The sequence below is a fragment of the Pseudalkalibacillus sp. A8 genome (genome assembly GCF_045920555.1).
GTDB lineage: Bacteria > Bacillota > Bacilli > Bacillales > Fictibacillaceae > Pseudalkalibacillus.
In genome coordinates this window covers 4,710,399-4,727,934 of sequence record NZ_CP174509.1, presented here as the reverse complement: position 1 = coordinate 4,727,934, position 17,536 = coordinate 4,710,399, and the positions used below count along the sequence as shown (strand labels likewise).

Annotated in this window: 6 protein-coding genes; all 6 read left to right on the top strand. The window is 45.1% G+C overall.

Going from position 1 to position 17,536, the window contains the following annotated elements:
• On the top strand, nt 1-1,050 hold the full coding sequence (locus tag ACJROX_RS24075; RefSeq protein ID WP_408007742.1) for an ABC transporter permease: 1,050 nt from the start codon (nt 1-3) through the stop codon (nt 1,048-1,050).
• Nucleotides 1,050-2,033: a galactofuranose ABC transporter, permease protein YjfF gene (gene yjfF, locus ACJROX_RS24070; RefSeq protein WP_408007741.1), complete on the top strand. Its 984-nt coding sequence runs from the start codon at nt 1,050-1,052 to the stop codon at nt 2,031-2,033. The genes ACJROX_RS24075 and yjfF overlap by 1 nt, the downstream gene beginning before the upstream one ends.
• An 87-nt stretch (nt 2,034-2,120) precedes the next feature.
• Nucleotides 2,121-5,759 carry a LamG-like jellyroll fold domain-containing protein gene (locus tag ACJROX_RS24065; protein ID WP_408007740.1) on the top strand — a complete coding sequence of 1,213 codons (3,639 nt, stop codon included), beginning with the start codon at nt 2,121-2,123 and terminating at the stop codon, nt 5,757-5,759.
• Nucleotides 5,760-5,944: 185 nt separating this feature from the next.
• The gene (locus ACJROX_RS24060) at nt 5,945-8,758 is read left to right on the top strand and encodes an immunoglobulin-like domain-containing protein (RefSeq protein ID WP_408007739.1); all 2,814 of its coding nucleotides are present in this window, start codon (nt 5,945-5,947) and stop codon (nt 8,756-8,758) included.
• Between the two features lie 187 nt (nt 8,759-8,945).
• Nucleotides 8,946-13,169 carry an immunoglobulin-like domain-containing protein gene (locus tag ACJROX_RS24055; protein WP_408007738.1) on the top strand — a complete coding sequence of 1,408 codons (4,224 nt, stop codon included), beginning with the start codon at nt 8,946-8,948 and terminating at the stop codon, nt 13,167-13,169.
• A gap of 225 nt (nt 13,170-13,394) precedes the next feature.
• A complete protein-coding gene (locus ACJROX_RS24050; protein WP_408007737.1) occupies nt 13,395-17,243 on the top strand; it encodes a family 43 glycosylhydrolase in 3,849 nt (1,282 codons plus the stop codon).
• Nucleotides 17,244-17,536 lie beyond the last annotated feature (293 nt).

Here is a 17,536-nt window from a genome sequence, read left to right as displayed (position 1 = left end):
ATGTTGAAATCACGATTGTTTTGGCCAGTCATCATTCTGCTTTTCATCCTTGCAATCAACTTATTTTTTGACCCGGGCTTTTTTAAGATTGAAGTCAAAAATGGCCACCTGACCGGAAGTCTCGTCGATATTGTCAACCGCGGGGCGCCGCTAATGCTGATTTCAATCGGTATGACGCTTGTCATTGCAACCAAAGGGATTGACCTTGGGGTTGGATCGGTGATTGCCATGTCCGGGTCGATTGCTGCTATGACGGTTGTTCAGGGAATGGCACCCGATACGAGTCTAACGCCGTTGATTATGGCAATCGCAGCTGCACTCGGTTTGTCTTTGGCTGCCGGACTTTTGAACGGGCTGCTGGTATCACGGATCGGGATCCAGCCAATTGTCGCCACTTTGATCTTAATGGTGGCAGGGCGCGGGATTGCGCAATTGATCACGAATGGGCAAATAACGACCATTTATTATGAGCCTTATTCCTTTATTGGCGGTGGCTATTTGCTTACGATTCCTTTTTCTGTCTATTTAGTGGCTGCAGTGTTTGGTATTGCGTTGTTTATGACAAAAAAGACGGCGCTGGGACTGTTTATCCAATCCGTCGGCGCCAACCCGGAAGCGACTCGGCTGGCAGGGATCAATTCGAAAAATATTATTCTATTGGTCTATTTATTCTCTGGGTTCTGTGCCGGAGTCGGCGGCTTGATCCTGAGCTCGAACGTGTCAAGCGCCGATGGGAACAACGCCGGATTGTGGTTTGAACTTGATGCCATCCTGGCCGTCGTTATCGGAGGCACATCGTTGATGGGTGGAAGGTTCTTCTTGACGGGTTCTGTGATTGGCGCCTTGATCATTCAAAGTCTGACAACGACCATATACTCGATCGGGATCCCGCCGGAAACAAACCTTTTAGTAAAAGCGATCGTGGTCATCATCGTATGTTTACTGCAATCACCGGAATTCAGGCAGAAAGTGCGGTGGCCTCGTACCAAAAAAACGCTTAAAAAGGAAACGGGAGACAGCATTAATGAACAAGAGGTGAAAATCTCGTGATGTCCTGGCAGCTCAACAAAAAATATTACCCGCTCTTAGTCACGTTTGGTTTATTTATTCTCATGTTTTTGTATGGTTCGATCAATTATACCGGCTTTGCTTCACTGCAAGTCGTGTTGAACCTGTTTATTGATAACGCCTTTCTGATCATTGTAGCAGTTGGAATGACTTTTGTGATTTTGTCCGGGGGAATCGACCTGTCCGTAGGATCCGTCATCGCCTTGACGAGTATGGTGACGGCAAGCATGCTTCAGGCTGACGTTTCACCGATCATTGTCATCCCGATTGCATTGCTGATCGGACCCATACTTGGGGTGATCATGGGCAGTCTCATCCATTTTTACAATCTCCAGCCGTTTATTGTCACATTGGCAGGGATGTTTTTGGCACGAGGGCTGAGCTATGTGATCAGTGTTGAATCGATTTCGATCACCCATCCATTTTTTCAATTTATGGCCAATACCAAAATTCACCTCGGTAATTTTCATATTTCCATCAGTGTACTGATTGCCCTCGCTATAGTGGCAGCCGCCATCTTTTTAGCCCACTATACCAAATTTGGAAGATATGTCTACGCGATCGGCGGGAATGAGCAGTCTGCCTTGTTGATGGGACTGCCCGTTGGAAAAACGAAAATCCTTATCTATACGTTGAGCGGGTTCTGTTCTTCACTTGCAGGGCTTGTGTTCACCTTTTACATGCTATCAGGCTATGGACTGCATGCCAATGGATTGGAGTTGGACGCCATTGCAGCTGTCGTGATTGGCGGCACGTTGTTAACAGGCGGAATCGGCTATGTAGCCGGCAGTGTCATCGGTGTCTTGATATTAGGAGTGATCCAGACACTTATTGTATTTGAAGGAACACTGAGCTCCTGGTGGACAAAAATAGCGATCGGCGTTTTGCTCCTTTTATTCATTGTCTTCCAACGTTTGAGTTCAGTTAGAGGGCGAAGTAAAACCCAACCGATTTCCGGGCATTGACAATCCTTTTCAGGAAGGGAGGTGGTGAAAATAGTTGAGGAGAAAAAGCTGACACGTCAAAATCTCTAATCATGAAAGGGGAACATAATGAAACGAAGAAAATCCAGTTTGTACATTTTTTTAAGTGTTCTTCTCGTACTTAGTACCATTCCTAAGGAATTTGTACATTACGTTGCGGCGGCGGAAGCAGACGATCTGATATTACACTACGATATGAATGCCGTCATCAAGGAAAACGGCGACGAAATTATTATTCCAAATGTCGCAAGTGAAGGGGAATTTGACGGTACATTTAAAAATCCGGACAACGGTCAGCTGATGACAAACGGGAAATCCGGATACGTTGCCTTTGATGGCGGAGGCTCCAATTCGGACAGCAGTTATATTGAAATTCCGAAAGATGAAGATGGCGCAGACTTATTAAACGGGCTGGAAGATGTGACTGTCTCCGCCCTCGTCAATTGGACGAATGATGGCGCCAACCGCTGGATTTACGGATTCGGAAAAGTTTCGAGCGACATTGAAAATGGCAACAGCTACTTTTTTGCAACCCCAAGGCATGGAAGCAACAATACCTCCGCGGCAGGAATTTCAGAAGCAGGCTGGAGAAATGAAGCGCTGATCAGAGGAGATAAAGGATTGGAATCTGAAAACTGGCAAGTCGTGACCACGGTCTTTTCGGGATCCGATGACACTTTGACTCTATATGTGAACGGGGAAGAGGTTGCAACAGGCTCTGCCCAAGGCAAAAAATTAGCGAATATTATTGATTCCTCAGCTGATTTTTCCGGGTTCATCGGAAAATCGATCTTCCAGAATGATTCTTACTTTAAGGGGATGATCGGTGACTTCCGTGTTTACAACAAAGCTTTGAGCCCTGAGCAAGTAGTTGCTTTATCCAACAAAACAGCTGAAAAGGTCGACCAAATCAATCAGCTTGTCCTTGAAGATGCAGCACAATCCCTGGATATTTCCGATTACTTGGCTGAAGGTGATGCTAGCACGGAAGAAATTACTAAAGATTTATCGCTTCCGGATCACGGAAAGCATGGAGTAGCTATTGCTTGGTCTTCCAGCGATACGAACATCATTACCAATGGCGGGATCGTAACACGCCCAGCGGTAGGAGAACCAGCAGGTGAGGTCGAGCTTACTGCAACTCTTTCCTATGAAGGTCTGGAAACCACGAAGACGTTCCATGTCATTGTGATAAGTGAATATACCGATCAACAAAAAGCGGAACTCGATACCGCTGATATAGTCGTATATAACCAGGATAATGTGAAAGGCAACTTACATTTAGCGACAATCGGTGAAAACGACTCGACGATTACTTGGGAATCTTCCCATCCTGTGATCATCAAAGGCACTGCCGAAACTGGCGACGATCCTAAAGAACTTGGCGTAGTTGACCGGCCGGAAAAAGATACAGAGGTGTCTTTAATAGCAACCATCTCGAACGGCGAAGCCGAAATCGAAAAGACTTTTGACGTAACGGTTATCGCCGATCCAGGCGAAAAAGAATACGATGCCTACTTCTTCTCCTATTTTACCGGGGAGTATGAAGGTGGAGAAGAGATTTCGTTTGCCACAGCTAAAGACCCATTGCATTGGGAAACACTGAACAACGGCCGGTCTGTCATCCAGTCGACAATGGGTGAAAAAGGATTGCGTGACCCATTTGTGATCCGCTCTCCTGAAGGCGATAAATTTTACATGATCGCAACTGACTTGAAAATGGGAGAAAGCACCAACTTTGACCAAGCCCAGATCACCGGAAGTCATTCAATCATGGTTTGGGAATCCGAGGACCTTGTTAACTGGAGCGAGCAAAGAATGGTGGAAGTGGCACCGGAAAATGGCGGTAATACTTGGGCACCAGAAGCCTTTTATAATGAAAAAACCGGTGAATATGTCGTATTCTGGGCATCTTCTATCCCGAACGAAGAAACGTATGGCGATTATCCGCACGGCAGACCGAGTGGCCAGTACAATGTTATGTACTATGCAACCACAAGGGATTTCCATGAATTCTCGGAGCCGAAAGTGATGATTGATGATTCCTTCCCGACTATCGATACGACCTTTATTCAAGACGGTGAAACACTATATAGGTTCACGAAATCAGAAGTGAACTACAAAGTTTACTATGAAAAAGCAACCAATATTTTTGATGACTTGGATGGGATTGAAGAAAATGGATTCCAATTCGAACCAGTTAAAGGGACAAAAGATGGCAATCTCGGTTTAATCGGTCATGGAGGAAACAATGAAGGTCAGACAGTCTTTAAAGATATCCATGAGGACAAATGGTACTTGTTCCTGGATTCGTGGCCATATCATGTCCGCTGGACGACTGATTTATCTGATGGTGAACAATTAGTCAATAACGTATTGCCAGAATCAGAGTATGCATTGCCGCCGGGACCGCGCCATGGTACGGTTATTCCGATCACAAATGAGGAATATAGCGCACTTCAAGAAAAGTACGGCCTTGATTCACCAGAACCTGTAGAAGAGCCAGTTCTACACTACACATTCGACGGTGACGATGTTGATGGAACGACTGTCAAGGACGTATCAGGCAATGGCCATGATGCCCAGCTAGTCGGCGGAGCAGCAATTGATGCCGATGCTGTCGACTTGGACGGATCTACTGGTTATGTGGAAATGCCGGGAAACTTGATTCAAGACTTGAATTTGGAAAACATGACCATGTCAACCTGGGTGCAAATCGATAACGATCAGGCTGACCAGCGGATTTTTGACTTCTCCTCTGAAACGGGAAGAGTTGCCAACCGAAATACAATGTACCTGAGCACAAAGGGTGATACAAGCAACCTCGAGTTCGCTATTGTGACACCGTTTACCGAAAAGTTCAGAAATGAATCATCCAAGCTTGGAGCCAACTACAAATATTCACTTCGGGCACCAAGCATGTCTACAAGTGAATGGCACCATGTAGCTGTCACCATGAACGACTTTGATGCCAGATTATATGTAGATGGGGAAGAAGTGGCAAGCAGTTCTGTTTTTAACATGGAACCGAGGATGCTGTTGGAAACAACATTGAATACGTTGGGCAAGTCCAGAAGCAATGCCCACAATCTATTTGATGGGAAGTTCGATGACTTCAGGGTTTATAACCGTGCCCTTTCTTCAGAAGAGATTGCTGAATTGGTAGAACCGGCCGACGGAATAGCACCGACTACTCCGGAAAATATAGATGCAGCTGCAGTGTCCGATTATGAAATCGAACTAAATTGGGAAGCATCTACCGACAATGTCGGTGTAACGAGTTACACTGTATATCGTGATGGTGAAGAAGTTGCGACTACTACATCGACCATTTACAAAGACACTGGCTTAACGGATGCTACCACTTACGAATACACGATCACAGCTTCAGACTCTGCCGGCAACGTGTCGAAAGCAAGTGAAGCAGTAAGTGTTACTACCACGACGAGCCTCACACTCCTTCAAGAAAGAACAGACCACTATGTAGAAAACGGTGAAGTGAACGGTCCATTAGTGAAAAAATTGACCAACATCTTGAAACAAGCCCTCCACCACCAGGAAAAAGACGAAGACACACAAGCCGTAATACAACTTGAAAATTACGTGAAACACCTTGACAAAGCACAAACAGACCAAATCTCGGAAGACGCAAAAGCAGCGTTAAGCAAGCGGGCGAATCTATTGATAGAGATGATGAGCCCTGAATAAGCAGCAGGGATAGCGAAGGGGTGTCGGCTTCTGAATCAGGAGCCGCTGCCCCGATCACTATCTTTGTGAGACGACAGTTTCTATTACGGCACAACATGTCACCACTATGAAGGAGCCCGAAAAAAATTAAAATGCAGGTAACTCACTGTAAAGATAGATTTCTATAAATAGGGAGGAATAGTTGGATGCCATATTGCAGTAAGGGATTTTTCACATTTATTGCAGTAGCAGTCATGACTTTGGCAGTGTTTTTGGGTATCGGATCTTCCGAACCGTCTGCAGCCATAAATGCCGAGAAAATCCTGGATTATGAGATGAATGGGACAGAAGGGACTCTCATAAAAGACAGTACTGGTAATTTTGATGGGATATTGGTGAACCCAGAAGATGCGCAATTGATATCGACAGACAATGTAGGCGTGGTGAGTTTTAGCGGAAACAACGCCAATATTTCCATTCCAGAAGGTGTTTTGGATGGCAAAGATAGCTTAACCGTGTCCGCTTTAGTAAACTGGAGCGGAAAAAACAGAGCGGAATGGCTCTACACGTTCGGCCAGAACGACAGAAGATACGTCTATTTCACTCCAAGCTATCCTAGTGACGGTACGGCAAGATTCGGAATTGCGACTGATGGATGGAGAAATGAAGTTTCCACAAAAACATCCACTTTACCCAAGAACGAGTGGAAACTAGTAACCACAGTCATTTCTGGAGGAACGCTGGAATTATATATTGACGGAGAATTGTCTGGTAGTGGTTCTACAAACTTCACATTAGAAGACGTCAATAATACTGATGGAATCAGTGGTTACCTAGGTAAATCCTTTTATGGTGCTGATCCAAACTTCAACGGAATGATTGCAGACTTTGAAGTTTATGAGGGAGCTTTGAATGCAGATGAAATAAAAGAATTAACAACAGCTGCGGATGAGGAAATTGCAAACATGGAAACATTACTGCTGGACTCAGCTGCAACCCAGTTGGATTACGACGATTTGTTGAATGAAAATGCCAGCAAAGAGGAAGTGAAAACAGACTTATCGTTCCCCAAAAATGGTGCCAATGGAACGACGATTACTTGGGAATCCAGCAACCAGGAAGTCATCGGTAACGATGGTTCCGTTACCCGTCCTTCTTACGAAGATGGAAGCCAGGAAGTAGTGCTGACAGCAACTATCTCGGACGGCACAAATTCTCTTGCAAAAGAATTCACCGTGACCGTAATCCATAACCCCGAAGACTCTGTTGCTGTGAAAATCGCAGCCGAAGAACTAACTGTTTACAATATCAACGATGTTCGTGGCAACATTACTCTTCCGATAGAAGGAGAGTATAACACAACCATCTCCTGGAATTCCGAGGATGAGTCAATCATCACTCCGACCGGGGAAGTTAACCGACCTGCCTATGGTGAGGGAGATGTAACCGTTAAGCTTAAAGCGACAATCATGCTAAATGATGAATCCATAACCAAGGCTTTCTTGGCACATGTTAAAGAAATGCCAAAAAATGAGGATTATAAAGGATACTTATTTAGTTACTTCTCTGGGGAAGGCTATGCCAATGGCGAGCAAATTTATTTTGGTTTGAGTGAAGGAAATGACCCGCTGCACTGGCAGCAACTAAATAATGGAGAGCCTGTGTTCACTTCAGAGCTGGGTGAAGAAGGCTTGAGAGATCCATTTATCATCCGTTCTCCTGAAGGCGATAAGTTTTACATGATTGCCACCGATTTAAAAATGCATGGAAGCGGCGACTGGGGTAGAGCCCAAACTAACGGCAGCCGATCAATCATGGTCTGGGAATCTAGTGATCTCGTAAACTGGTCGGAACAAAGAATGGTAGAAGTTGCCCCGCCGGAAGCAGGCAACACATGGGCACCGGAGATTTTCTATGATGAAAAAATCGGTGAATATGTCATCTTCTGGGCTTCCAAACTTTATGAAAATGAAGACGATCGAAGCACCGGAAACAGTTACCAGCGCATGATGTACACCACAACAAGAGACTTCCACTCATTCAGTGGACCAAAAGTTTATATGGACTATGGCTATTCGATCATTGATACAACCATGATTGAACATGACGGCAAAATCTATCGATTCATGAAAGATGAAAGAGGCAATACTTCCTCTACGCCAAACGGCAAATTCATTTTTCAGGAAGTCGGCGATTCAGTGCTTGACCCGGACTTTGAACTAATCCGGGAAGGCATTGGTAAAGGCGATATAAGCCAAGGAGAGGGACCTTTGGTATTTAAATCAAACACCGAAGAAAAATGGTACATGTTTATCGATGAGTTCGGCGGAAGAGGTTATGTGCCATTTGAAACAACAGACCTTGATTCCGGGGAATGGACGATTCCGGAAGATTATGATTTGCCGGACCGCCCTCGTCATGGGACCGTTTTACCGGTTACCCAAGCGGAATATGACGCACTTCTGGAAAACGTACCAGTAGAAGTGGAAGCACCTGTATCGGAAAATCCGGTAACAGGCGTGACTCTTGACCAGGAAGCTATTGAGCTGACAGAGGGAGAAAAGATCCATTTAACTTCAACAATTGTACCAGCAGAAACGGATGATCAAAACGTCTTATGGTCCAGCAATAATGAGGAAGTAGCTGTCGTCGACGAAAATGGGACCGTAACTGCACTTCAAGAGGGTAGTGCTGTGATTACAGTAACCACTGTCGAAGGTGGATATATCGATACGACAAAAGTTAACGTGACCCCGAAAACGAGCATTGCTGATCTCCAGGAACTAACTGAACAATACGTGGAAAACGGGGATATATCCGGTCCGTTGGTACCAAAACTGACTAACAGCCTAAAACAGGTCATCCACCACCAGAAAAATGGACATGAGGCTCAGGCTATAAAACACTTGGAAAACTACCTCAAACACTTGGAAAGAGCAAAAGCCGTACACCTATCTGAAGGTGCAAAAGCTATTTTAAGCAAGCAGGTGAACCTTTTGCAGAATAATGGTTGGAATTGATCTTAGGGAAAGCCGTTCCTGTTTATAGAGGGGCGGTTGACCCTATTGTTGTCATGCAAACTTTAGCATTCTGGTTGGCAGTATGAACAAATTAGAGCGTATCCCCCTACACAATAATATCACCATAGACCTGTATTTCTCTTAGTTAGTTTATTAAAAAGTATTTAAAACAGGAAGGAGAAATGACATGTTTAAAAAGAGAGGAATAGCTTTTGCCCTTACTGCAGCTTTGGTAACCTCATCATTTTTCACCTTTGGAGCTACCGATGCTTCTGCGGCAGTAGAGGATAAGGAAATTTTGGACTATGACATGAGCAATGTCAATGGCACTACCGTTAAAGACAGTACTGGCAACTTTGATGGAACATTCGTCAACCCGGAAAACGCTGAGTGGATCACGAACGATGACACCAACACCAGTGTTGTCAATTTTAAAGGCGGCCAGACGGATTCCTTTATTGAAATTCCTAACGGGGTTTTGAACGGGGTGGAAAGTATAACCGTATCTTCCCTCGTTAACTGGGCCGGAACCGGAGGAGCACAGTGGGTCTATGGCTTTGGCCAGGGTGAAACTCACTATGTGTACTATACTCCGGCTTATATAGGTGGTTCGGCTGATCGGGTCGGCATAGCGACGAACGGATGGCGTAATGAAACGTATGCAGCTTCCCCAAGATTAGCTTCGGGCGAGTGGAAACTTGTCACGAATGTCATCAACGGACCGGAAGAAACATTGGAAACGTATGTTGATGGAGAGTTGGTAGCAACTGGCTCAACCAACGGTATATCGTTGGCTGATATTAAGAATACGGATGGACTCAGTGGTTACATAGGAAAGTCATTCTATGCGGCTGATCCATATTTTGAAGGAATGGTAGCCGATTTTGAAGTTTACAAAGATGCTTTAACAGCAGAAGAAGTTGGTACTTTATATGAAGAAGCAGTGGCAAAAGTGGAGGACATCGGCGGCTTAAGCGGCTACTATGTAGATAAAGCTGCTGAGGAACTTAAGCTTCTTAACTTCCTCAGATATAACGACGATGCTGAGCAAATTACATCAGACCTGGATTTTCCTGATTCCGGAGCTTACGACACAACCATCACTTGGAAATCCAGTAACCCAGATGTCATTTCAAATGACGGAAAGGTGAACAGGCCTGCTTATGAAGAAGGGGACAAACCCGTTATCCTTACCGCAACGATTTCTGACGGAACAGACTCTGTTACGAAAGAATTTACCTTAAACGTGGTAAGAAAAATGAAAGATGCTGATACAATCGAAGCGGATACCGATACCTTATTCGTCTATAACCAGGACGATGTCCGCGGAAACCTGAATTTACCTACAGAAGGGGAAAAGGGTTCATCGATCAGATGGGAATCATCCGACACATCCGTTATCACGACAACTGGTGAAGTTTCCCGCCCGACCTATGGCGAAGGGGATGTAACCGTTCATCTGACGGCGACACTGACTTTGAACAACGAAACAGCTGTAAAAGAATTCACTACGATCGTGAAAGAACTGCCGGAAAAAGTGGAAGATAACAAGGCCTATATGATGACTTACTTCACCGGCGAAGCTTATGAGGATGGCGAGCAAATCCGCTTCGCATTAAGTGATGGCAATGATGTAACCCAGTGGAATGAAATCAACAATGGTGAGCCGGTCATCACAAGCCATCTCGGAGAAAATGGACTGCGGGATCCGTCGATCATCCGTTCTCCTGAAGGGGACAAGTTTTATTTACTTGCGACAGATCTGAAAGTGTATGGAACTGGCGGCAACTGGGCCAGAACCGTTAGAGAGGGAAGCAATTCTTTAATGATCTGGGAATCTACGGACCTTGTAAATTGGTCGAAGCAAAGAATGGTAGAAATCACGACACCGGAAACAGGGAACACCTGGGCGCCAGAGGTTTTTTATGATGACTCTACCGGAGAATATATCGTCTACTGGTCCTCTTTTGTCTATGACAGCGTAGCAGACCGATACGGTGATGGCGAAAGTCATAACCGGATCATGTATGCCAAAACAAGAGATTTCCACACGTTCACAGAGCCTAAAACGTTGTTGGACTTAGGCCATGACATCTTGGATACGGTAGCGATCGAACACAACGATAAAATCTATCGGATTACCAAAGGGACGTATTATTCTGAGAAAGAATGGGCCGGCGAAGAAATCAGAGAGCACGTTTTCCAGGAAGCAGGCGACTCTTTCTTTGGCGATTTTGAATTGGTAAAAGAAGGGATCGGCATGGATGTGCTCGACCATGGCGAAGGTGCTGAAATCTTCAAATCGAACACAGAAGAAGATAAGTTTTATCTGTTAATCGACGAATACGGCGGAGGCAGAGGCTACACCTTATTCGAAACAAACGATATCGACTCGGCAGACTGGAAGCTTTCCGAGGATATCAACCTGCCGGCCAGACCGCGCCACGGCGATGTGTTGAGCATTACCCAGGAAGAGTTTGAAAGACTGCAAAACAACATACCGCACGCGGAAGAAGACGACATTCCAACACAACCGAAGCCGAATGATATCGTCGGCAACCCGATCATAAAGAATCGTTTCAGCGCGGACCCGGCTGCAATCGAACATGATGGTAAAGTCTATTTGTATGCAGGGCATGATCAAGCTTCCATTAATGGTAATTTCTTTGATATGAGGGAGTGGGATATCTATTCTTCCAGTGACATGGAAAACTGGGAGTTGGAAGGTTCCATGCCTAGAACCACTTTCGAGTGGGCAACCGGTAACAGTGCCTGGGCTTCTGAAACGATTGAAAAAGACGGAAAATTCTACTGGTATGTGACTGTAGATGACAGTGACAGTAATGCACCAGGAATGGCGATCGGTGTAGCAGAATCGGATGATCCCGTCACTGGCTGGAAAGATGCCATCGGCGGCCCGCTTGTGAAAAGCACCGATACCGAAAATCCTGATTTCATGGGCAACAACTCATGGGATGACATTGACCCAACCGTCTTTATCGATGACGAAGGGCAAGCCTATCTGTACTGGGGTAACACCAAACTTTACTATGCGAAGTTAAAAGACAACATGATAGAATTTGATGGAGAAATTCATGAGGTGGACATTGAAGGGTTGCCAGGAACATTTACCGAAGGTCCACACATCCATGAAAAGGATGGGACATACTACCTGACTTTCGCGATGAACTATCCGGAAGAGCTTGCATATGCAACCAGCCACAAACCGGAAGGACCATGGGTTTATGGCGGTAAGCTGATGGAGACCGTCTATAACAGCCCGACAAGCCATCCAGCCGTCATCGAATTTGAAGGGAAATCGTATCTTATTTATCATAATGCCGCATTGCCGACTGGCGGAGAATACAGACGTTCGGTTGCTATTGAAGAACTGATCTACAATCCGAACGGCTCGATCCAGAAAGTTGTTCCGACAGCTTCAGGAGTCCATTATTCTCCTTATGTACTGCAAGGATTCGATAATCAAGACGAGTATGTACGTCATACAGATAGGGACATCCATTTAGATCAGATGGAAAATGCTACGTATGATTTTCAATGGCACAAAGTAGCCGGGCTGGCAAACGATAAGGAAGAGTACGTATCCTTCCAATCGGAGAACAACCCAGGATTCTATTTGATCAGGGATGGCAGTGACATTAAATTAGCCAAACATGACGGGTCACAAAAATTTAAAGAACTGGCTACATTTAAAGTAACGCCAGGCTTGGCAGATGAAGGCTGGACATCGTTCCAGGCATACAAGGATGGCCGGTACTTGTATCAGAAAGATGACCAGACACTTGGGGTTCGTATGGTCGACTCAGAGGATGAGGAAAGAAGAGCAACATTCAAGCTGGCAGAGATAGAGGAGGCAGATGAAACAGCACCGGCTGCTCCGGCAAACGTCGAAGCAAAGACTGTTTCAGCAAGTGAAGTGGAGCTGAGCTGGGAAGCTTCGGAAGATAATGTTGAAGTAACCGGTTATAGGATTTTCCGTGACGGGGAAGAAGTCGGATCAACCACCTCGACTACTTTCAAGGACACCGGATTAACCGATGCGACCACCTATGAATACATCGTTACAGCTGTTGATGATGCCGGTAATGTGTCGGATGCAAGTGAAGCGGTAGCTGCCGCCACGACAACTAGCATCGAGCATCTGGAAGACCGGCTTGCACAGTATGTGGAAAATGGCAACGTCAACGGTCCGTTGGTGAACAAACTGGAAAACAGCTTGGAGGAAGTCATCCAACACCAGGATAAAGGCCATGATAGCCAAGCAGTGAAACATCTTGAAATCTTCTTGAAACACCTCGACAAAGCAAAAGATGCCCATGTTACAGAAGAGGCCAAACAAGAGTTAAGTAAGCGGGCGGAGCTTTTGATCGAGAACGGTTTCAATCAATAGGTTTACTGGTGAGCAGGAGGGTTACCCCTCCTGCTTTAGCCGGATTTTATTAAACACGTTGCTAGGCGTTCTGGTGTGGACCGAAGAAATGATTGGCGAGTTTCCCGTAATTACGGCCTAAAAAGAGACTAACACGGAGACAGCCATAATTTTTCTTCTGACCGGAGCATTGCTGGGGATTGTTTGGACGAAGAGCGTCAGGAGTTCATTAAGGAGGTAAAAAGGTTGAAGGGTAAAAAGTATCTCTCCATATTTTTAACGATCACCCTGTTATTTTCACTACTTCCAATACAAGCTGTGCAAGCGGAGGAATCAACAGACGAAGAATTAGTTGAGGAAGCAAAAGCTGATCTTGTCATTCCGAACGCAGACGACATTCGCGGCAATATCACCTTACCATCAAGCAGTATGGAAGGAGCCGCAATCACTTGGGAAACAGATAAAACGGATGTGGTCAATGTCAACGAACAGGTAAATGAAAACTATGATGACATTCCTTCAGGTGTTGTTACAAGGCAGGAAACCGATACAGAAGTAACCTTAACGGCAACAATCACATACGGGGAAGCAAGCGCGACAAAAGAAATTCCGCTCACTGTAAAAGCAAAACCAGAGGAAAAGGAATACGACGCATACTTAATGACCCATTTTACCGGTGAACATTCTACCGGTGAACAGATCTATTTCGCCAGTAGTACCGACGGATTGAATTGGAAAGACTTAAATGACGGTAATCCGGTACTGACATCCGATGTAGGTGAAAAAGGTGTACGTGATCCGTATCTTTTCCGTTCTCAGGAAGGTGATAAATTTTACATGATCGCCACGGATTTACGGATTGCCAATGGAAAAGGCTGGAATGCGGCACAAAGGGCAGGCAGCCGGTCGATTATAGTTTGGGAATCTACTGATCTCGTGAACTGGTCGGAACCCAGAATGGTAGAAGTCGCACCGGAACAGGCGGGCAATGCGTGGGCACCGGAAACTTTTTATGATGAGAAAACCGGTGAGTATGTCGTGTTCTGGGCTTCAAGGATGCCTGGTGAAGAAGATTTTCAACCGCACGATATCTACTATGCAAAGACAAGAGACTTCCATACGTTCACCGAACCACAGGTGTATATCGACCGCCCGGGCGATCAACATATTATCGATACAACCATCATCGAAGACGATGGCTTGTATTACCGCTACTCGGGGGACGGCCAGTTAACGATTGAAAAAAGCGAGGAAATCCTTGGCGAATGGTCAAAGGTTGGCAACCTTGAACCGCTGGGCTTAACCGGAAGTGATGTGGAAGGACCGCTCATCTTTAAGTTCAATGATCGTGAAGAATGGAACCTGATGGTCGATCAGTATGCAACCAGCAAAGGATATCTTCCACTACTGACGACTGATCTGGCAAGCGGAGACTTTGAAAAATTGTCTACTTCCGAGTATTCATTAGGCTCAAACAAAAAAAGACATGGTTCTGTGCTGAATATCACCCAGGAAGAGTATGATACCGTAATGGAAAAATGGGCAGTCGAAGTGGAAACACCTGACGAAGAAGAACAGGAAGAGCCTGTGCTTACGTACAATTTTGACGAAATGGCTTCTGGCGATACCATTCAAGACATTTCCGGCAATAGCTACACTGGTACTTTGCATGGAAATGCCACGTATGTGACAGATGAAGAAAAAGATTCACAAGCGCTGTATTTAGATGGAACAAACGAAACGTTTGCTTCCTTCCCGATAGGGTTCTTCGAAGGAAGAGATACCGTGACCGTCTCCATGGATATTAAAGCGGAAACTGTTTCCGGAAACTTTTTCACCTTTACGGTTGGAAAAGATAATCAGAGATATATGTTCCTGAGAACCCGGAACAATGAAATTAGAAACGCCATCACGACAGGCAGTTGGTCAAATGAACAGGATGTGAAAACGAGTACCGATCCGATCCAGGGCAAGTGGATGAATATCACCTTGGTGATTGAACCTACGAGCATGAAGATGTACAAAGACGGCGTGCTTGTTGATGAAAACAATGATGTTACCTTGTCGATGTCAGACCTGGGGGCAGACTTGCTGGCGTATTTAGGGAAGTCCTTTTACTCCGGAGACCAGTACTTTGAAGGGTATTTCGACAATGTAAAAGTATATAACCGTGCTCTTAACGAAACAGAAGTCTTGGAATCTAACCTTGACGCCACAGATATCGGTAATTTCGAAGTCCCTGGCCAAAAGAGTCGATCGGAAATCGATAAAGATTCCAACACGATCACCGTTCATGTAAAGGACGGGGAAGGTGTTGACATTACCAATCTAACTCCGAAGATTACGGTATTATCTGATTCTACTGTAAGCCCTGCATCCGGTGAAGCGCAAGATTTTACGAATCCTGTTACGTACACGGTGACCGATGAAGATGGCAATACAGAGAAATGGACGGTCCGTGTCAAGGTCCATCCAAAATCGACATTGCCTGGACTTTATGCGGACCCGCATATCGCTGTGTTCGGGGACACTTACTACTTGTACCCGACAACCGATGGATTTGAAGGATGGTCCGGTTCTCAATTCAAAGTGTTCTCTTCCAAAGATTTATTGAACTGGGAGGACCAAGGGGTAATATTGGATCTGGCGACTGATGATGTTACATGGGCTGATAACCGCGCGTGGGCGCCTGCGATTGCGGAAAGGGATGGTAACTACTATTATTACTTCTCAGCAGACACGAACATCGGCGTAGCAAAATCCTCCTCTCCGACCGGTCCCTTTGTAGATGCTTTAGGAGAACCTTTAATACCGGCAGGCCAACATCCGGGACAGGCTATTGATCCGTATGTGTTTACAGATGATGACGGAGAGTCTTACTTCTATTGGGGCAATGGGCACTTATTTGGTGCCAAGTTGAATGCGGATATGGTTTCCTTTGCAGAAGACCCCGTTGAAATGACCCCACCTAACTTTAGAGAAGGCGTTGTTGTTTTTAAGCGCAATGATACGTATTATCTCATGTGGTCAGAAAACGATACACGTGACGAAAATTACCAGGTTGCTTATGCAACAGGTGACTCACCGATGGGACCTTGGACAAAGCAGGGTGTGATTTTAAGTAAAGACTTATCGCATGGAATCAAGGCGACTGGACACCACACTGTGTTAAATGTTCCCAATACCGATGATTACTACATGGTTTATCACCGACACGCAATTCCTGGCGGTAACGGGTATAACCGTGAAGTGATGATCGATAAGATGGAGTTTAATAAAGACGGTACAATCAAACAAGTCCAGCCGACTTTAGAAGGCATCACGGAACCGGTATTCATCGATTCCGGGAATGATACCGAAGGACCTGAAGGCAAGTTTACGATTAATAACGGAGATGAATTTACGAATGATCGGCAAATAACGCTTGAGCTCGAAGCGACCGATGAAGAGAGCGGAGTGAATCAGGTTCGTTTCTCTACAGACACAGAAGAATGGACAGAGTGGGGAGCGTACGAGGCTTCCAAGCCATTTACTTTACCGGCCGGCGATGGCGGAAAAACGGTATATGTCCAGTTTAATGATAATGCCGGAAATACCAGTGAAACGTACCGACAATCAATAACCCTTGATACAAACGCTCCTGTGATTGAGTTTAGCGGTAATGAAGAACCCTATTCCGTAGATGCCGCTATTGTAATCACTTGCAGTGTAACCGACGAGGTATCTGGTGTTGCTTTTAAAGAATGTTCGGTTGTCGAAGGACAAGCCTACAGCTTTGATATCGGGGAAAACTCCGTAACTGCCACGGCGACTGACCATGCTGGAAACACGGCGGAAGCGAAAATCCAGTTTACAGTGACAGTCGATTTTGATAGCTTAAGCCGTCTGACAGAGGAGTTTGTAACAAATAAAGGAGTTGCCAACTCACTGGTCAAATCGCTGCAAGCAGCAGAAAAATCAGCTGAAAAGGGTAATGATAAGACGGCGAATGGCCAGCTTAACGCTTACCAAAACAAACTGGCTTCTCAGAAGGGAAAATCTATTACTGAAGAAAATAGCAATCTTTTGACAGAGTTAGCTGATCTTCTAAAATAACAAGTATTTAAGAAAGAACACACAAATTTGAGGAATTTAGTTTGTGTGTTCTTTTATATATATGTATCTGCCTCTTACTAACAATGGACCCGAAAACTACGTCGGAAATTGAAATTCCATATTTATGTTCGAGTTACCGATCATTTAAAGCTATTCACCTATATGTTGGGGTTTATTACAGGAAAGTGTGTATTCACAAGTAACACTTTGGTAATTCCTATAATTTTCCGTGAATTGAAAACTCTTGATTTGTTATGTTCGTCAGGGAACGGGTGTGTTATACTTTCGATGGA

What these genes read in the sequence shown, in the direction of transcription:
- ACJROX_RS24060 (WP_408007739.1), top strand. Translation starts at nt 5,945, where the DNA reads ATGCCATATTGCAGTAAGGGATTTTTCACATTTATTGCAGTAGCAGTC.
- ACJROX_RS24075 (WP_408007742.1), top strand. Translation starts at nt 1, where the DNA reads ATGTTGAAATCACGATTGTTTTGGCCAGTCATCATTCTGCTTTTCATC.
- ACJROX_RS24055 (WP_408007738.1), top strand. Translation starts at nt 8,946, where the DNA reads ATGTTTAAAAAGAGAGGAATAGCTTTTGCCCTTACTGCAGCTTTGGTA.
- ACJROX_RS24065 (WP_408007740.1), top strand. Translation starts at nt 2,121, where the DNA reads ATGAAACGAAGAAAATCCAGTTTGTACATTTTTTTAAGTGTTCTTCTC.
- yjfF (WP_408007741.1), top strand. Translation starts at nt 1,050, where the DNA reads ATGTCCTGGCAGCTCAACAAAAAATATTACCCGCTCTTAGTCACGTTT.